Here is a 16,059-nt window from a genome sequence, read left to right on the forward strand (position 1 = left end):
GTTTTCCCCTCAGGCGCCAGTAGCAGGTTCAGGCAAGGTGATGCCTTTACGGACTGCGGGGCGTTGGGCCACGCGATCATGCCAGGCACTCATGTGCGGGTACTGGCTGAAATCAAAGTCGATAATCCGCGCAATATGCATCCAGCCAAAATGCGCAATATCGGCAATGGAATAGTCCTGTCCCGCCAGATAAGGATGGTCTGCCAAGCGTGTATCCAGCACGGTGAACAGATCATTCACCAGACGGCGGTAGCGCTCGATGGCGGCCGGAATCTTCTCTTGCGCGAACAGCTCGAAATGCACGCGCTGGCCCAGAATCGGCCCCACGCTGGAGGAATGAAATTGCAGCCATTTGATCGTTTCCCAGCGCTGAACAGGATCTTTTAAAAGCAATTGGCCGGTTTTTCCCGCCAGATACAGCAGGATCGCGGCGGACTCGAACAGAACAACAGCTGTTTCATCATCCGTCATCACCGGGATACGCCCATGTGGATTCAGGGCCAGAAACTCCGGCTGCTTATGCTAATTCGCTTCGATACGCACGTGATGCAGGCGATACGGAAGTGCCAGCTCTTCCAGGGCGATGGTCACCTTAAAGCCGTTAGGCGAACTATCGGTGTACAGATCAATCATGGCGTGGCTCCCAAACAGAAAGTTCGCTCTTCTTTTGGATATAGATAAGCTAAACTTTAAAAACGATTCAGAAGCCCATTTTCCCCACTTAGATAGCCAAAGAAAAACGATTAAATCTGCTTGATAGATTTAGATAAACTAAATCATGAATCCTGTCTTTCCTTTACAAGCTCTGCGCGCCTTTACCGAAGTCGGACGCTACGGCAGCATCAAGCTGGCCGCCCAGGCACTAGGCGTAACCTCGGGCGCAGTCAGCCAGCAAATCCGGCTGCTGGAAGACCGCTTGGGCGTGACACTGTTTGTGCGCAGCCACCACAAAATGAGCCTGAGTCAAGCAGGTGAACAGGTCTACCCTGCCCTGCTGACGGCGTTTGACCAGATCGAACAGGCCATGCATACGCTGGAAGCCACCAAGCACAGGAAGACACTGACGATCAGCACCGTGCCTTCCTTTGCCGCTTCCTGGCTGATTCCCCGGCTGGCCGATTTCAAGCAACGCCATCCCGATATCGAAATCCGTGTGGAGGCGTCCCCCACGCTGGTGGACCTGCGTCGCGACAAAGTGGATATCGCCATTCGCCACGGCTTGGGCGTATACCCCGGCTTGCAGGCCGAGCCCTTGATGGCCCCTGTCTTGCTGCCTGTAGCCAGCCCTGCGTTGCTGCAAGACAAGCCAGTCATTCAGGAGCCAGCAGATTGCCTGGAGTGGCCACTGCTACAAGATGCCGACCGGGCCGACTGGGCGCTTTGGCTGTCTGCCCACGGGGTGGAGGACGATGCACGCGCCGATAGAGGCACAGCTTTTGAGGATGATTACCTGCTGATACGCGGCGCGATTGCGGGCCTGGGACTGGCTTTGATACCGCAAGAATATGCGCAAGATGAAATAGCCGCAGGCCGCTTGGTGCAAGTGTTGGACAAGCCCTGGCCAGCCCGCTTTGCCTACTACCTGGTGACCTTGCCCGATACGAGGCAAAAAACAGAGGTCCGTGCCTTTAGTGATTGGATAAGCGAGCAAGCCCATTCATAGCAAGGTAACCAAGCTTCTTCCTGCTGCTGTGGTGGTAACAATGACCGCTATCGCACAGCGGTAGGGAGAAACAGACAGCACCTCATCGCTTCCCAATCCAGTCTCCGTAGGACCACCACGTCAACAGCCCTCATGGCCACGTCCCCCGGCTCCAGACATTGAAAATCCGCCTGACTTCCAACAAGGAAGCATATGATTTTTTTTGAAAAAAAACCCCGTCCCAAAAGGACGGGGCCAACCTCAACAAGCAATTGAAAAACTCTTAAGGCAATTCCACGGCCACCGGACCACGGGGACGGGAACAGCACAGCAAGACTTTGCCCTCTGGCACAGGGTCCAGAGGCTCTTCAAAATAATCGACCTCGCCCGATACCAGGGTGCACATACAGGTATTGCACAGGCCGGCCCGGCAATTAAAGTCCGGACTCAAGCCCGTTTCCTCAGCCAGATCCAGCAGGGAAGGACAGTCCTCATGCCATTGGGCCTGACGACCGTCGGGCAGGAACGTCACGGTTTGCGTCGCATCCACGGCGGTTTCCGCACTGGTTTGCGCAGCAGCTTCAGTGATGGCGGGGAGCAACGCCTGCTCTGCGTTCACCCCTGCGGCGCTGGAGACCACGGCCGTTTGCCCCTCAGGCTGAACCGTGCTGGCGGCAGTATCGCCAGCCAGGGTGTTTTCCAGCACCGTGGCCGGGCCAAAAAACTCGTAGTGAATGCGCTCTCGCGTCACTCCCAGACTACGCAGAACGCCGTAATTGCTCTGCATGAAGGCACCAGGCCCACACAGGTAAAACTCGTAATCATCCAGCGGTAGCCAACGCTGCAAATGCTCACGGGTAATCAGTCCCGCCACATGGTGCAAACCGGCTTGTACGTCATCTTCAGTCGGGTTGCGATAGCAGAAGTAAAGCTGCACGCCGTCACGCTGTGTGGCCAGTTCACGCATTTCATCCGCAAAGGCATGAACCGAGCCGTTATCGCAGGCGTGAATCACGTAGACCTTACGCTGACTGCGTTTCAGCAAACGATGCAGCATGGCCAGCAAGGGAGTCTGGCCCACGCCGCCACTTAGCAGCACCACAGGCCGCTGGCTGCTCTCGTCCAGCACAAACTCGCCAAGTGGCCCTGCCGCGCTCAGCACATCACCTGGCTGCACCTGTTGATGCAGATAGGAGGAGGCCAGACCATCGGCCACGCTTAACCCTACCGGGGCCTTCTCGTGTTTGACGGAAATACGCAAGCGGTCCGTGCTGTCGGGGTCCCCCGACAGACTGTAATTACGCAGCACGGTTTGTCCGTCAATTTCCAGACGAAACACCAGATACTGGCCTGGCTGATAAGGCGGCATCACACCGTCCACCGGGGCCAGCACAAAGGAGGTAATCACATCGCTTTCACGCTGTTTTTCCAGAACACGGTAATCCCGAAAACGGCGGCTGGCCGGGGATGCAGTGGACGCAGATGAGGCAGTCGGGCTCATGACGCTCAAGCCGCCGGGGTCTCGCTGGCGACCGTCTGCTCGGCCTGGATCAGCTGGCTGATCTTGCGACGGAAGCGCAAGGGGCCGGAATCCAGCGGCAAGTCCAAGGCAGCGGGACGCTCTTTCAGGGCTTTATGCACCTCTTCCAGAACCACCTTGTCTTCCAGGAACGCATGGCGCACGTCTTCATTGAAAATCTTGGAAATGGCCTCGTCATCCGGGCTGAAGTTGCGCAGCTGGAACCAGAAGTAGCGGGTGTGTTCCTCGTCGATGGGGGTCAGGAAGTTATAGGAGTCCATCAGGAAAACGTCTGGGTGGTACTCGCTGGGCTGCTCGGTGGCGGCACCGGCAGGCAGGAAGATGGCCTTGATAACGGCCAGCGACGGGAAGCGTACTTCGTATTGCTGCCTGCGGTCGCAATTGCCTTCAAATTTCACAAACTGCTTGTAAAACGGCGCAACTTCCACGTTTTTTGACCAGCGCGAGACCGTCACGCCATTGTCCTCAACCTTCACCGTCAGGGGCAGGCCGATGATGTCGGGGCTACCAAACGAGCTTTGGTGTACCCAGGATACGTGCGAGGGGTCCAGCAAATTGTCGGTGACGTACAAGTAATTGCAGTCCAGTTCCATGGCATCGCCACGATTCACGCCCCATTCGGGATTGTCCCACTCGGGGATATCAATCAATTTGGACGGGTCTGCCAGCGCAGGGTCCCCCATCCAGACCCAGACCAGACCATAACGCTCCGCACAAGGATAACTACGTACCACCGCACTTTTAGGAATTTGCGCCACGCCGGGCGCCTTGGTACAGGAGCCGCTGCAATCAAAGGTCAGGCCGTGATAGCCACACTCCACCTGATCACCAATCAAGCGACCTTTGGACAAGGGCAGACGACGGTGCGGACAGGAATCTTCCAAAGCAACCGGCTGGCCGTCTTCTCGACGGTACAGCACCAGATTTTCGCTAAGCATACGCACGGGCAGCAAGCTGCGGCCAAGCTGCGCAGCTAAAGCGCCAACATACCAAGCATTACGTACAAACATGGTTTACTCCCAACTCTGAATGCGACGCATGAAGGCGAAACGCATCCACCCATGCTTTATGTGTCTTTGAAGAATGCCGAGCCAAGGCCCAGGATCATCATAAACGCAATTAAATTCAGGCTACTATCCATTTCGTTTAGAATTTCTAAACCTAAATGACTGTTCTGAACGGGGCCTACCGATCATGGATACTTTGCCTCCCCTACGTGCCTTGCAAGTCTTTGAAACGCTGGGCCATAGCCAAAGCCTGCAAGAAGCCGCCCGACGTCTAAAAATTACACCCGGTGCGATCAGCCAGCAATTACGGTTGCTGGAACAGTCGCTGGGCTGCAGCTTGACCTACAAGGAAGGCAAGCGCCTGCGGCTGACGGCGGCCGGGGTACGCTTTCACGAAATTTGCACCCAGGCTTTTGAGCTCCTGCGTGACGGCCGGCAAGAAATGGAGCGGTCGCGCAATACCAGCCTGTTATCCATCAGCGCCCTGCCATCCATGCTGAAAACCTGGATGGCCCCGCTGGCATTTCGATGGCAAGAGCACTATGACCCAGAACTGACGCTGCATCTGAAAGGCAGCCATGCCGAGCCTGATCTGGAAGCAGAACAGATTGATTTTCGGATTACCTATGGGCAAGCAGCCGCCCGCCCCCGCAGCTTTACCGAACTGTATACCGATCGAGTCGTCCCCGCCTGCAGCCCGCTTCTGCTGCAAGGGCAGGCTCCGTTGCGGCATCCACGTGATCTGCTGAACTATCCGTTGCTGTCCTCGGACTGGCAGCCGCGCTTTACCTCGCCACCGTCCTGGCGAGACTGGTTTGAATCGCTGAGCGTCGACCCCGGCGAGCTGCCCTTGGATCGCTTCCGCGTTTTTTCGCTCTCGCATATGGCTTTGGAATGCGCTGTCGCCGGTCAAGGGTTTGTTTTAGCCCAATGCTCGATGATAGAAAAAGAAGTCCGCCACGGGCAGCTTATCCTGCCCTTCTCCCATTCCTTACCCCTGCCCTGGCCCTACGTGTTGACTCGACGGGCAGGCGCCTTTGAATCGCCCCATAGTCAGGACTTTCACCGCTATTTACTAAACCGGGCTCGACAACAGGAGCAGATCAATCAGGAGATTCTGTCCTGGGCGTTAGCCTAAGTCCGCCGCCGACAGACGGTTTCAAGAGGGCTGGGTTGAACCGGCCCAATATAGGCAAGCGACTTACCGGCCAGGATGCGGGGTGATCCAGCGGCCTGATCTGGATGGACGGGTCGGGCTGCGTTGCCGCTCAGTCTGGGTAGACTTCCTTTCCTCCAATTCACCGAAAAAAAACGTGTTGCCGGCCCCACAAAGGCTGGCAACACGTTCTTGGCTTCGTCAGCAACGACGGTACGGTTTAGGCCACGACTGCCGCCATCGACTCCGCAAAATAATCAACGTTGGACTGATTCAGGCCAGGCACGCTGATGCGGCCCGATTCCAGCACGTACACGCCATAATCGTCACGCAGCTTCTGAATCTGCTCTTTGCTCAGCCCGGTGTAGCAGAACATGCCTTGTTGTTTGACGAAATAGCTGCTGTCGTACTGGGGCGCCAGTTCTTTCAAACGCTCGTGTACACGCTTGCGCATGGCAGCGATACGCTGACGCATGGTTTCCACGTCAGCCGACCATTCCGCCAGCAAGGTTTCATCCGACAAGACCGAGGCAATTGCCTGACCACCATGCGAGGGAGGATTGGAGTAAATGCGACGTACCACCGCTTTCAACTGCCCCAGAACACGATCTGCTTCATCGGCGCTCTGGCACACCACCGACAACCCGCCGCAACGCTCGGAGTAATAGGAAAAGTTCTTGGAAAACGAGTTTGCCAGCAGGAAGCTCAACCCGGCATCCACCATGGCACGTACGGCAAAGGCGTCTTCATCCAGACTACGACCAAACCCTTGATAGGCCATATCCAGGAAAGGAATCAGCTTGCGCTGCTGCAGCACAGGAATCAGTTGCAGCCACTGCTCATCGCTCAGATCGGCCCCGGTGGGGTTATGACAACAAGGATGCAACAAGACAATGCTGTACTCGGGCAGCACGGAAATGTCCTCCATCAACCCAGTGAAGTCCAGACCGCGAGTGGCTGGATCGTAGTAGCGATAGGTATGGGTACGAATGCCCGATCCCCGGAAAATGGAGTGGTGGTTATCCCAGGCCGGGTCACTGATCCACATTTCACTCTCGGGGTAGGCTTCGTGCAAAAAGTCGCCCCCGACTTTCAAGGCGCCGGAGCCACCCAGTGTCTGAATGGTCGCCACACGTCCTTCCTGCAGCACCTTGCTGTCGGCACCAAACACCAGCTTCTGTACAGCGCTGCGGTAAGAAGCCAAGCCTTCAATAGGCAGATAGCCACGTGGCTGGCCCTTGGCGGCCCATTGCTCTTCAGCGCGGCGAGCCACGTCCAGCAGGGGCAGACGGCCTTGCTCGTCGTAATACAGACCAATGGTCAGGTTAACCTTGCGATCGCGCGGATCGGCGTGAAATGCCTCATTCAAGCGGAAAATCGGATCGCCACCATAGGCCTGCAAATGCTCAAACATGCTTGTTCCTTGAAAAATTACGGTTCTGGGCCGTCCGGTTGGTCGACGGTCTGTCCAAATATGCATTGACCTTATACCTTGGGCCTGCTTTAGCCACTATATCGGGGATCTTTTGGCAGCACCTGAGCATGCGAGCGATGCGTGAATGCCTCATCAGACTTGTCCCCCCTGACCAGGCACCGCACCTGTTCTTGTCTAGTCGGTGCAGGCAACGCATCGCGCGCCTCCCTATCTCGCCTTGGGTCAGTCGGATTCAAGGGACATGAAGGCATGATGGCGGTCGCGTTGCCCGGGCCTTGCCAGCAAAGAATATACATGGCTTTTTCGCGATGCAGGAAGCCTCGTCAGCGCTGGGCGGGGTTTTGCCCGACCTGCCGTTCCTATGTCACCGTATTGTCATATGCAGATCCTGCTCAAGACCGTTAACATGAGACTTTCATCGTTTCCACACAGGAGTCCGCCGTGCCCGTATCGTCGCTGCCCAGTCCCGTATCCTGCCCTTTAAAAGGGGCCAGCAATTTCCGTGATATTGGCGGCTATGCCACGGACTCCGGCTCTTTTCGTAAAGGTCGTGTCTACCGCTCGGACCATCTGGCAGATTTAAGCCAGCAGGATCTGGACATCCTCAAGGAGCTGGGCATTGCGCGCTCCCTGGATTTTCGCGGGGCGCACGAGCGCAAACGTTCGCCTTACCAGTACAGCTTTTTGACCAGTCACGCCCTGACAGTCGAACCCACCGTCTTACCCGATTTTCTGGACATGCTGGCTCAAGGCCAGGGGGATGTGCAGGCTGCGCACGCCACGATGAACAAGACCTACACCGAGTTCGTAACCACCCATGCCCGCACCTTTGCCCAGGTCTTTGATCAACTGCTGCAAGCCGATACGCCCGTGGTGATGCACTGTACGGCCGGGAAAGACCGGACTGGCTTTGCCGTGGCCTTGTTGCACCGCGCCGCTGGCGTCCATCCAGATGATGTCATGCACGACTATCTGCTGACCAAGCAGTTCTTCCGCCGCCCCGATCTGCCTGATAACCGGGGTATCCGCGACGAAGTACTGGATATTCTGTGGGGTGTTCAGCCCGAGTTTTTGGAAACCGCCTTCAAGACGATTGATGCTACCCACGGCAGCCTGGATCGGTTTTTCCAGGATGCCTTACAGCTCAGCCCCGCCCGACGCGAGGCCCTGCTGGAACGCTACGTCGCCTAAACCACCCTCACGGAGGTCGCGGGCAGTTCCCAGTGACCTTCCAGACTCAAGGCCGGTCCCAGCACATTGCGCCAGGTTGGCAGATCATGCATTTGCGTGAACAAGGGCATGCAATAACGCGGCTGCACCATATCCACCAGCCAGCGCAAATCGGACAGACGGGGATGCACATTCCAGCACAAGGTGTGAGTGCCGCGCGGCGCGTGCGGGGCGACATAGCCGGTGTGTATCAGCAAGCGGCTGCCGGGCGCTGCCTCCGGGTCCAGGGAGTGCAGCCGATGCTCCCGGATCAGCTCGCCCGCTTTGCCCTGACACCCGTCCGGTTCGCCAGCCAGCACCAGGTGAGCATGCGGATCAAAGGCGGCAGCACGCGGCATGAGCTCGCGCAACGCCTGTTGCACCCCAGGCAATAACAGGTCACTGCTCTGACTGATCATGCGGGTCAGGTTTTCATAGCAGGACGCATCCATGCTCCAGTCCTCGTATCCTTGCTGCTGACGCCACAGGGCAATCTCTATTGCCCGGCCCGAAGGCGGCACCGGCAACAAGGCGGGATGAGACTGTAACAAGGATTCCAGAATGCTCCAGGCCACATGATGCGACTGGTCGTACAAACCGTAAGAGGCGTCCAGTAAAGCCAGATGCGCAGGTGGTGGCAAGTCAAACGGAAACAGCAGGGATTCGCAGGAAAAATCCCCGCTATAAAATAGCCCGCCCCCCACATCCAGATGCAGCCAGACACCTCCCAGCGCGTGGCCGGACAAGCCGGTACGCACAGCAATATCACCGATATAGGTCGTGCCGCGCGTGGGCAACTCGCGCCAGGTTCGCCCGGCAGGCAAACTGCGTGCGGTGGAGGCGGTGGCATAGACAGGAATATGCTCGGGCAGCTTGGACAGCGCGCCGATATGGTCCTGGTGATCATGGGTGACCAGGATGGCATCCACCTCCAGTCCGTGATACCAGTCGCACGCCTGCCCGGGATACAGCGGGCCGCCTGCATCCAGCAGGAGTCGCAGGCCACAGGCCTGTACAAGGATAGCGGCGGGCGCCTTGCCTCCATAACCGCTCAACACCGTCACCTGGGTCTGGTTCATGGTCCTTCCCCCACAAGGCCGTGTGATCCACACATCGCCAAGCCACACCCGGCATCCTGCTGTGTCGCAGGGCTAAGCACCGGGCACACAGGCAAAGCATCAATTAGCGCAATAGGCCGCAGCACAGGCTGCCGGACAGAAAAAGGCATCAACTTAAAGAACCAGAGTCACCGAAGTGCCCTGCCTTAAAAAGACTACGACAGGCTCAGGTTAAACAAGAGTTCTTTCAGCCCTGTTACAGTTTTATGGCAGTTCGATGGCAGTGTGGGCTCGCGGACAAAACCGGCAAAAATAAAAAAAAGAGCGCCAACATCAGCGCTCCGAAAGTGGGGGAACAACAAACAGGATTTCAGACAATCAAAGGCGTCAGGAACACAGCCAGCACCACCGCAGTCAGCAAGCGCATCACGATGCCCAAAACAGCCGCTACCATGACCTCCTTTTCATTCAGATCCGAGCATTCGGCCCAGACCACGGGAATCTGCCCAAAGACCGCAGACAAGGGCAAGCCGGAGGACGCCAGTACAAACGAGCCCACCACCAACGACGGGTCCAGGGTCGAGGCAATCGCCTGCAATTTGCCCATCGCCAGGGTAGGGCTGACCAGCATGGCCAGCAAACCGGTTTCAGGGTGAATGTTCAAGGCCAGCAAACCACGCTCAAGCACCGCACTGATCGGCGCCCAGACGCCGATATGCTCAAGCAGGCCAATGACGCAAAACACCAGAGCCACTGCCGGGATCAGAATCAACAGCAAGAGCTCTACCCCTTCCCGGGCCGCCTTGAACAACATGGGCGCAAAATCGATATTCGGCGTAAAGCGGGGGGCCGCGAGTAAATCCACCGAACGAACATTGCGGTAGACCAGGCGTGACAACAGCAGGGGGGACAGCAGCAAAGGACCGAAGATCGCAATCAGCACCACGGCAAAGACATTGACCCCCGCAAAGGTCAGCGCCATCATGCCCAACATGAAGGTCGAGAACGACTGTTGGGACTGCACCATCGTGGCCACTGCAATCTTCTGCTCGTCCTTGGTGGCCCCGGCCTGGCGCAACAAAGGTCCCGAGATACGGCCAGCCGCGTTGATGTCGCCAAAAATGTTGTACACACTGGGAATAATCACCGCTGGATTGATCCCGATAGCGCGCATGGCGGGCATAAAGACCCGCATCATGGCGTCGGTAAAACCCAGGCGCTCCAGCAGGCGTCCAATGATGACGCTGATAATGACCGCCACCCCCACCTGTCCGGTCAAGAACACATCCACCACGACCGGTTTGACCTTGTTGAGCACGGTATCAAAGGCACCGGACAAGGTAGCGGGATAGAAAAACAGCGTCAGCATGGCCAGGATCAACAAGCCCAGGCCGACTGCCTCAATACGCTCCAAAGGACGACGTCCCGCAGGCGCTACATGCACTACTTTGTCGATTTCTATTGTTTTGTTATCCATGTCTCTCTCCGTTCAGGAAGCTGGACCTACTGGAAGCTCAACACGTTCTTGCCCATCAGATGGGCGGTCGAAAAGTGCTGGGCGTAGTCGCGCAAGCGGGCGCCTCCTACCTGATGCACGGGTGTGGAGGTGACCCGGTCACGGAACATCACCACCTCGACACCCTCGAGCAAGGCGCTCAAGGCATAAGCCAGCGGCAGCCCATTTTCCAGAATTTCCAGCACATGACTGTTACCCACCAGGAAATTCAGGCCCAGCTCCCGAGCACACTCAATCAGTGCATGACCGTCATAAACCCGGCTGATCGACGCCAGCACCGTATCCACCCCCGGATTCTCGGCCACCGCCTGGCGCAGATGTTCGGGGCTGAAACCGGTATGGGGGAAAATATGCAAAATGCGACCCACCCGGCTGCTGCGTTCCCCCAGACGAATCGCGCCGCGGGTCAGGGTGCTGGTCTCCAGAATGCTCTCGTTGCCCTTGATGCGACGTTCCGCCTGCAATAGTTGATCCTCCAGATCCAGCCCCATGAATCCGTCCAGGCGATCGAGCATATCGCCCAAGGTGCTGACCTCCTCCAAGGGTTCACCCACGAACATGACATTGCCATGAATGGCCCCGTAGGCGATATCGCTTTTTACGACTTTGTGACCATGCAGATACGCAATACCCGGATGCAGGCCGTGAAACGCCTCGTGGCATTCCAGCGCCGCCACGCCGTACAGGTCCAGATAATCCTTCAAGGTCACGCCCCCACAACTGGCCGCATCGGCAATCGGGTGGTGCGCGACAATGGCATCCACACCCGTAGCGCCAGCCAGCTCAATACTTAGCTCGGACATGGTCATGCACACTGCCACCTTGCGCACTTCCTTGTTGGGATCACCATGAATCAAGCCGGGTATCTCCAAGACTTCCTTACCGTAAATCCCCGAGGACTTCCAGATCACGAAGGGATGATGGCCGCACTTGACCTCATCCATACAGGACACCATGCGTCCCCCTGTGATTACATTCAATGCATCTAGCAAATCGGCTACATAGGCCATGATTTTGTCTCCAAATAAAAAGCCGGCCTCCGGCCCTGGGAATTCCCAGGGCCGGAGGCCGGCGGTATGCAAGCACTTCCTGTCGGCAACTTCCCCGAAGCAGGCCTGTCACGGCCTGAACCCGGCTCCGCAGCCCGATGCACACAGCACATCCGGCTTCAGAAGGAAGGACAACAAGACTGTCTACCAGTCAGCTTCTTTTTATCGATTTGGAATTCAGGGCGGCCGCTCACACCACCGCCACTGCATTCACACTCCTTTTTGCAACAACACCATGGTGGAAGACAACTGCGCGACGGCATCGTAGTCCTTGAAGATGGCCACAACATCCAACCCGTACTCTTCCACCAAAACCTGCTTCATCTCCTTTTTGAAGGCCTTGATCAAATACAGATCGGCCAGATCCGCAATATGCGCATTTTCCCGGCTCAGGGTCTGCAAAGCGGGCTGACGCTTGTGCACCGCCAACATGCTGATCCTGTCCTCCGTTACATCTATTTTCAGTGTCACGACACCAGATGCAAAAATACTGCTATTGATGCGGTTGTAATCCCGGGTCAGCGCCTGCTTGAATTCGCCTATAGAAGAAAAGCCTGCCATTCCCATTGCCTACCCCCAACATGCTTGAATTATTGTCGTTTTTCAGTGTGCAGCAACGACCTCCTGCGCCGCCTTGCCAAGCTGATAACGGCGATACGCCAGGCCAGCGACCGCAATATCCTCAATTGCCACACCCACTGATTTATACACGCAAATACCCTGTGCGTCGTAGCCCTGACCCGGGTCTAATTGCAACCAATCGCTGAGCTCGCACAACTTGCCGTGGATACCACAGTCCGGTGCCGCCAGAATCAAGTCTCCAGCCTCAGCCAGTGTCTGCTCCCCCCACTCCACCACAACCGTGCCCGCCCGCTCCAGACAGGCATCGTCCAGCTCCCGCGCAACCGGCAAACTGGAGCCGACCGCCGCCACAAAGCAGCCGGGCTTGAGTGTGCGTCCATCAAACAGGGGCTCCCGACTCCGGCTGGCCGTCACCAGAATGTCCGCCTGTACGGCGATCTCCTCAGGACGCATGGCACGCACCGGTACACCGCATTCCAGCTCCAGCTTGCGACAACGCTCCTCGTTCACATTCGGGCTCCAGACCAGAATCCGACGCACGTCAAAAGCCTGACAAAACTGCATGGCATGCGCGATCCCTTGAGCACCCAGACCCAGCACGCCCAGGGTTTGGGCTTGAGGGTTGGCACCCCGACGCGCCGCCAACACCGAACAGGCTGCTGTGCGCCATTGCGTAATCGCACCGGCCTCCAGCGTGGCCAAGGCCTGACCACTGAGAGCATCAAACAACACGATGACAAAGTTGAACGCGCCCCGCACCGTCGTGTAGATCTTGGCCCCTGCCACCTGTTGGCTTGGTATGACCGCCCCCAGGGTGGACAGACGCGTCTCCCCCACCTGCGTGCGCACACGACGCTGCTGGGCCGCGCGCCCCTGTCCAAACTCCAGAAAGGCCTGCTCCAGCACACCCTGCACGGCGGCAGCGTCAAGCAGTTCATGGAGTTGCTGATCGGTCAAATGCAGCATGGGCGACTCCTCTTACCAGCTCACCGTGACATCGCCACGAACAAAGGTCTGGCACGCCATGCGAAAGCCCTCTGCCAGGTCCTGCTCCGACAAATGCTTGTGTTCTTTGGCCTTGACCTCATCCGTATTGTCCAGTCCTTCGGTAATACGGCATTTGCAAGTCCCGCAAATGCCTCCTCCGCACTTGAACGGTATACCGCCCCGCTCCCGGATTGAGACCCGCAGCAAGTTGCTGTTTTCTGCGGCGGACACCACTAAGTCATTGTTCGATGCAAATGTAATCTGAACCATATTCTGCTACCTCAGGATTGCTGCTGTGCCGGGGTCTGGTCCCCAGCCTGGTGACCGACGGCCTGACACTGACGCAACTCGGCCTGGATGCTGCCAAACTGCGTCAGCCCGGCCAGCTCTTCATAAGCCTGCTTGGCGGTTGCAAACTTTTCCATTTGCCGGGTAGGAATGTCATTGATCGTGCCGTTGGGCGTCTCTTCCACAATACGCACGCGCGACCCTTCCTGAATGCGCGCGATGGCAAACACCGCTTTGAAACGTCCCTGAAAATGGTATTCATACGCTGCCACCGTCTCCACACCCACACCCGGCTCCGTGCGATATTCCCCCGGCTTGCTGGTCAGTACCACATACATCACTGCACCTCCTGCATTTCAGCCTGCTCCAGAACAATGTCCTGCGTAATCCACAACTGGCAGGCCAGCCGCCAGCCCTGATCCAGGCGTTCACCCAATTGCTTTTTCTCTTTCCAGTTGGCGGCAGGCAGATGCTCGGCCCCGTCCAGCACACGACACGCGCATTTGGCGCACTTGCCCATGCCGCAACCGTAGGTCAAATGAGGAAAGGGGAATTGCTTGATGCCCGCCCTGACCACCAAATTCGTGTTCTCCTGCACTTCGCCCACATGAGTCTGGCCGTTTTTATGAAAAGTAATGGTTGGCATAAGACCTCCTGCTTGCTGCCAATGATGCGACCGGATTGCGAGCCCTGACCGCCTGAAAAACCAAGAACGGTATACCAAGTCAAAAAATGCGCTTTCTCCGCAACAGATTTCCTTAGTTTTAAACACAAATTTCTGTCAATTTGAGTAGAAACCCCTATTGCGGTATACTTAATTCAATTAAAACCTTAAACGAGATTGTCATGAAAACCCCCGTCGAACGTCGCTATTTGCAGCGTCCCGTCGGCGAGCAGTTGCTGCCTCATTTGGCTCAGCGCAAGCATCTGCGCCGTCGTATTCCACTCATCAATCTGCCCTCGCTCACTGAGCTGTTTGGTAGCCGAAAGAAGCGCGACCCCAAAGCGGCCCACGATCAGCTCCCGCACAACGCCTAGGCAAGAGAAGGCTCTGCCGCACGGGTATCGGACTGAAAGTTGAAGGCATCGGCATACATGAACTGCTCATTGGCACCATGTTCCTTGAACAGGCCACGTGCCTGCTCAATCATCACGGGCGAGCCGCACAAGTAGATGGCATGCTCTGACAGGTCGGGTTCATCCCGGCATACCTGTTGTTGCACATAGCCCCGAGCGCCTTGCCAGCTCTCGTCAGCATGGGAGAGCACCGGGACAAAACGGAACTCGCACAAGCGGTCCGCCCAAGACTCGATTTCCTGGGCCAGATACAAATCCTCGGGTCGGTTCATCCCCCAGTACAGGCTCACGGGCGGGCAATCTTCCTTGTCCAGCAAGGACTCCAGAATTGCCTTGATCGGTGCAATACCCGTACCGGTGGCCACCATGACCATGGGCCTCCAATCTCGCTCACGCCAATAGAACACGCCCAAGGGCAGTTCCAGTCGCAGTTCGTCTCCAGCCTTCAAGGCTGGCAGATGCACCTGGGTAAAACGACCGCCTTCCACTTCCCGCACATGCAGTTCAATCCGACCCTGTGCCGCATCGGCATTGGCCATGGAAAAACTGCGCGCACGCCCGTCCTCGAGCAGGATGTTCAGATACTGACCCGGACGAAACTGCACTTGCACGTCCTGGGGCAACTGCAAGGTCAAACGCCAGATTCCCTGGCACGCCCGCTCCACGCGATGAACCTGCGCCCTGACTTGCCGAGTTTCTGGCAGCTCATCACGATGGGCAGCCAGACTGATTTCAATATCGGCATCCAGTCGAGCCTGGCAGGCGGCGGCATGGCCCTGCTCGTGTTCTTCATCAGTAATGCTCATGGGCAGGCTGTCATCCTCGTAACACACCTTTCCGCGAGTGACCTGAATGCGGCATGTGCCACAGCCACCGAACTCGCAGTCGCTGTAAATACGTACGCCTTGGCGCTGGGCGGCCTGCAAGAGGGTCTCCTGCGGTTCTACCCAAAACTGCTCGCCCGTTTCCTTGATATCGACACGATGGGCCATGACCCGTCCTCCTGATGCCACTATTTCTTGATATCGGCCTGAACCAATACATCCAGACCCTCATCCTTCAAGGCCTCGGCCAGCGCCTGCAAGCCAGCAACCCCGGCTGCCGTGTCCTGCTCGCCATTACCACCACTCAGGCCTATGCCACCAATCACTTCGCCATTGACCACAATGGGGTAGCCACCCACAAAGGCGGCAAAACGCCCCTCAAAGCTCAGCTGAATACCGAAAGCCTCATTGCCGGGCAAGGCCGGACCATTGGGCGCGGTAGTGAACAAATGAGTCGAGCGCTTATGGCCCGCCGCTGTAAATGCCTTGTTCCAGGCAATCTGGGCACCCGTGATACGCGCGCCGTCCATGCGTTCCATCACAATGGGATAGCCGCCCTCATCGACCACACACACTGTCTCCAGCACACCAATCTCTTTGGATTTGGCAATCGCCGCGTCCACCATCAAGCGCGCTTCGCGCTGTTCCAGACGTAGGATCTTTTTCATAATGCTTCTCGGTAAATCGGG

Annotated in this window: 17 protein-coding genes and 1 pseudogene; 4 read left to right on the top strand and 14 right to left on the bottom strand. The window is 57.2% G+C overall.

From position 1 onward, the window contains the following. Positions 1-9: 9 nt before the first annotated feature. Positions 10-633, bottom strand: a pseudogene (locus ACOZ42_RS16055) (glutathione S-transferase family protein). A 145-nt stretch (positions 634-778) separates the two neighbouring features. Between ACOZ42_RS16055 and gcvA the strand changes: the two are divergent. Further along, the gene (gene gcvA, locus ACOZ42_RS16060; protein ID WP_131071074.1) at positions 779-1,663 is read left to right on the top strand and encodes a transcriptional regulator GcvA; all 885 of its coding nucleotides are present in this window, start codon (positions 779-781) and stop codon (positions 1,661-1,663) included. Between the two features lie 262 nt (positions 1,664-1,925). Here gcvA and ACOZ42_RS16065 read toward each other — a convergent pair whose 3' ends face one another. Next, positions 1,926-3,143 (bottom strand): FAD-binding oxidoreductase, encoded by a 1,218-nt coding sequence (locus ACOZ42_RS16065; RefSeq protein ID WP_131071075.1) that lies wholly within the window; start codon positions 3,141-3,143, stop codon positions 1,926-1,928. A gap of 5 nt (positions 3,144-3,148) precedes the next feature. After that, on the bottom strand, positions 3,149-4,192 hold the full coding sequence (locus ACOZ42_RS16070) for a Rieske 2Fe-2S domain-containing protein (RefSeq protein ID WP_426345369.1): 1,044 nt from the start codon (positions 4,190-4,192) through the stop codon (positions 3,149-3,151). A 184-nt stretch (positions 4,193-4,376) separates the two neighbouring features. Here ACOZ42_RS16070 and ACOZ42_RS16075 point away from each other — a divergent pair, with 184 nt between their 5' ends. Beyond that, complete coding sequence (locus ACOZ42_RS16075) at positions 4,377-5,327, top strand: LysR substrate-binding domain-containing protein (RefSeq protein WP_426345370.1); 951 nt, start codon at positions 4,377-4,379, stop codon at positions 5,325-5,327. A gap of 238 nt (positions 5,328-5,565) precedes the next feature. Here the strand turns inward: ACOZ42_RS16075 and ACOZ42_RS16080 are convergent, their stop codons facing one another. Beyond that, complete coding sequence (locus tag ACOZ42_RS16080) at positions 5,566-6,759, bottom strand: aromatic amino acid transaminase (RefSeq protein ID WP_003805245.1); 1,194 nt, start codon at positions 6,757-6,759, stop codon at positions 5,566-5,568. A 462-nt stretch (positions 6,760-7,221) separates the two neighbouring features. Here ACOZ42_RS16080 and ACOZ42_RS16085 point away from each other — a divergent pair, with 462 nt between their 5' ends. Next, a complete protein-coding gene (locus ACOZ42_RS16085) occupies positions 7,222-7,971 on the top strand; it encodes a tyrosine-protein phosphatase (RefSeq protein WP_003805247.1) in 750 nt (249 codons plus the stop codon). Here ACOZ42_RS16085 and ACOZ42_RS16090 read toward each other — a convergent pair. The 8 genes from ACOZ42_RS16090 to ACOZ42_RS16125 all read right to left on the bottom strand — a co-directional run bounded on the left by ACOZ42_RS16090 (position 7,968) and on the right by ACOZ42_RS16125 (position 14,115). Then, complete coding sequence (locus ACOZ42_RS16090; RefSeq protein ID WP_131071078.1) at positions 7,968-9,068, bottom strand: MBL fold metallo-hydrolase; 1,101 nt, start codon at positions 9,066-9,068, stop codon at positions 7,968-7,970. The two genes, ACOZ42_RS16085 and ACOZ42_RS16090, sit on opposite strands and share 4 nt — an antisense overlap. Positions 9,069-9,417: 349 nt before the next feature. Continuing rightward, positions 9,418-10,524 (bottom strand): hypothetical protein, encoded by a 1,107-nt coding sequence (locus tag ACOZ42_RS16095; RefSeq protein WP_059318084.1) that lies wholly within the window; start codon positions 10,522-10,524, stop codon positions 9,418-9,420. 26 nt (positions 10,525-10,550) lie between these two features. After that, positions 10,551-11,573, bottom strand: coding sequence for a Nif3-like dinuclear metal center hexameric protein (locus tag ACOZ42_RS16100; RefSeq protein WP_059318325.1), 1,023 nt, complete (start codon positions 11,571-11,573; stop codon positions 10,551-10,553). A gap of 249 nt (positions 11,574-11,822) precedes the next feature. Continuing rightward, positions 11,823-12,173, bottom strand: a complete 351-nt coding sequence (locus ACOZ42_RS16105) for a DUF2294 domain-containing protein (protein ID WP_131071079.1) — start codon at positions 12,171-12,173, stop codon at positions 11,823-11,825. A 42-nt stretch (positions 12,174-12,215) separates the two neighbouring features. After that, a complete protein-coding gene (locus ACOZ42_RS16110; RefSeq protein ID WP_426345371.1) occupies positions 12,216-13,160 on the bottom strand; it encodes an ornithine cyclodeaminase family protein in 945 nt (314 codons plus the stop codon). A 12-nt stretch (positions 13,161-13,172) separates the two neighbouring features. Next, a complete protein-coding gene (locus ACOZ42_RS16115; RefSeq protein WP_003805258.1) occupies positions 13,173-13,451 on the bottom strand; it encodes a 2Fe-2S iron-sulfur cluster-binding protein in 279 nt (92 codons plus the stop codon). Between the two features lie 11 nt (positions 13,452-13,462). Continuing rightward, positions 13,463-13,807 carry a ferredoxin gene (locus ACOZ42_RS16120; protein ID WP_426345372.1) on the bottom strand — a complete coding sequence of 115 codons (345 nt, stop codon included), beginning with the start codon at positions 13,805-13,807 and terminating at the stop codon, positions 13,463-13,465. Further along, complete coding sequence (locus ACOZ42_RS16125) at positions 13,807-14,115, bottom strand: 2Fe-2S iron-sulfur cluster-binding protein (protein WP_003805261.1); 309 nt, start codon at positions 14,113-14,115, stop codon at positions 13,807-13,809. Before ACOZ42_RS16125 ends, ACOZ42_RS16120 begins: the two co-directional genes overlap by 1 nt. A gap of 200 nt (positions 14,116-14,315) precedes the next feature. Between ACOZ42_RS16125 and ACOZ42_RS16130 the strand changes: the two genes are divergently transcribed. After that, positions 14,316-14,507, top strand: coding sequence for a hypothetical protein (locus ACOZ42_RS16130; RefSeq protein WP_131071081.1), 192 nt, complete (start codon positions 14,316-14,318; stop codon positions 14,505-14,507). Here the strand turns inward: ACOZ42_RS16130 and ACOZ42_RS16135 are convergent. After that, positions 14,504-15,538, bottom strand: a complete 1,035-nt coding sequence (locus ACOZ42_RS16135; RefSeq protein WP_415301995.1) for a 2Fe-2S iron-sulfur cluster-binding protein — start codon at positions 15,536-15,538, stop codon at positions 14,504-14,506. The two genes, ACOZ42_RS16130 and ACOZ42_RS16135, sit on opposite strands and share 4 nt — an antisense overlap. Positions 15,539-15,558: 20 nt before the next feature. Beyond that, complete coding sequence (locus ACOZ42_RS16140) at positions 15,559-16,038, bottom strand: GlcG/HbpS family heme-binding protein (RefSeq protein ID WP_003805267.1); 480 nt, start codon at positions 16,036-16,038, stop codon at positions 15,559-15,561. Positions 16,039-16,059 lie beyond the last annotated feature (21 nt).

It is taken from the genome of Alcaligenes sp. HNGD-HTN06, from assembly GCF_049932565.1.
GTDB classification, from domain to species: Bacteria; Pseudomonadota; Gammaproteobacteria; order Burkholderiales; family Burkholderiaceae_B; genus Alcaligenes; species Alcaligenes ammonioxydans.

Bases quoted from the DNA above. Each gene is read 5' to 3' on its own strand.
- gcvA (WP_131071074.1), top strand. From the start codon at position 779: ATGAATCCTGTCTTTCCTTTACAAGCTCTGCGCGCCTTTACCGAAGTC.
- ACOZ42_RS16065 (WP_131071075.1), bottom strand. From the start codon at position 3,143: ATGAGCCCGACTGCCTCATCTGCGTCCACTGCATCCCCGGCCAGCCGC.
- ACOZ42_RS16070 (WP_426345369.1), bottom strand. From the start codon at position 4,192: ATGTTTGTACGTAATGCTTGGTATGTTGGCGCTTTAGCTGCGCAGCTT.
- ACOZ42_RS16075 (WP_426345370.1), top strand. From the start codon at position 4,377: ATGGATACTTTGCCTCCCCTACGTGCCTTGCAAGTCTTTGAAACGCTG.
- ACOZ42_RS16080 (WP_003805245.1), bottom strand. From the start codon at position 6,759: ATGTTTGAGCATTTGCAGGCCTATGGTGGCGATCCGATTTTCCGCTTG.
- ACOZ42_RS16090 (WP_131071078.1), bottom strand. From the start codon at position 9,068: ATGAACCAGACCCAGGTGACGGTGTTGAGCGGTTATGGAGGCAAGGCG.
- ACOZ42_RS16095 (WP_059318084.1), bottom strand. From the start codon at position 10,524: ATGGATAACAAAACAATAGAAATCGACAAAGTAGTGCATGTAGCGCCT.
- ACOZ42_RS16100 (WP_059318325.1), bottom strand. From the start codon at position 11,573: ATGGCCTATGTAGCCGATTTGCTAGATGCATTGAATGTAATCACAGGG.
- ACOZ42_RS16105 (WP_131071079.1), bottom strand. From the start codon at position 12,173: ATGGCAGGCTTTTCTTCTATAGGCGAATTCAAGCAGGCGCTGACCCGG.
- ACOZ42_RS16110 (WP_426345371.1), bottom strand. From the start codon at position 13,160: ATGCTGCATTTGACCGATCAGCAACTCCATGAACTGCTTGACGCTGCC.
- ACOZ42_RS16115 (WP_003805258.1), bottom strand. From the start codon at position 13,451: ATGGTTCAGATTACATTTGCATCGAACAATGACTTAGTGGTGTCCGCC.
- ACOZ42_RS16120 (WP_426345372.1), bottom strand. From the start codon at position 13,807: ATGTATGTGGTACTGACCAGCAAGCCGGGGGAATATCGCACGGAGCCG.
- ACOZ42_RS16125 (WP_003805261.1), bottom strand. From the start codon at position 14,115: ATGCCAACCATTACTTTTCATAAAAACGGCCAGACTCATGTGGGCGAA.
- ACOZ42_RS16130 (WP_131071081.1), top strand. From the start codon at position 14,316: ATGAAAACCCCCGTCGAACGTCGCTATTTGCAGCGTCCCGTCGGCGAG.
- ACOZ42_RS16135 (WP_415301995.1), bottom strand. From the start codon at position 15,538: ATGGCCCATCGTGTCGATATCAAGGAAACGGGCGAGCAGTTTTGGGTA.
- ACOZ42_RS16140 (WP_003805267.1), bottom strand. From the start codon at position 16,038: ATGAAAAAGATCCTACGTCTGGAACAGCGCGAAGCGCGCTTGATGGTG.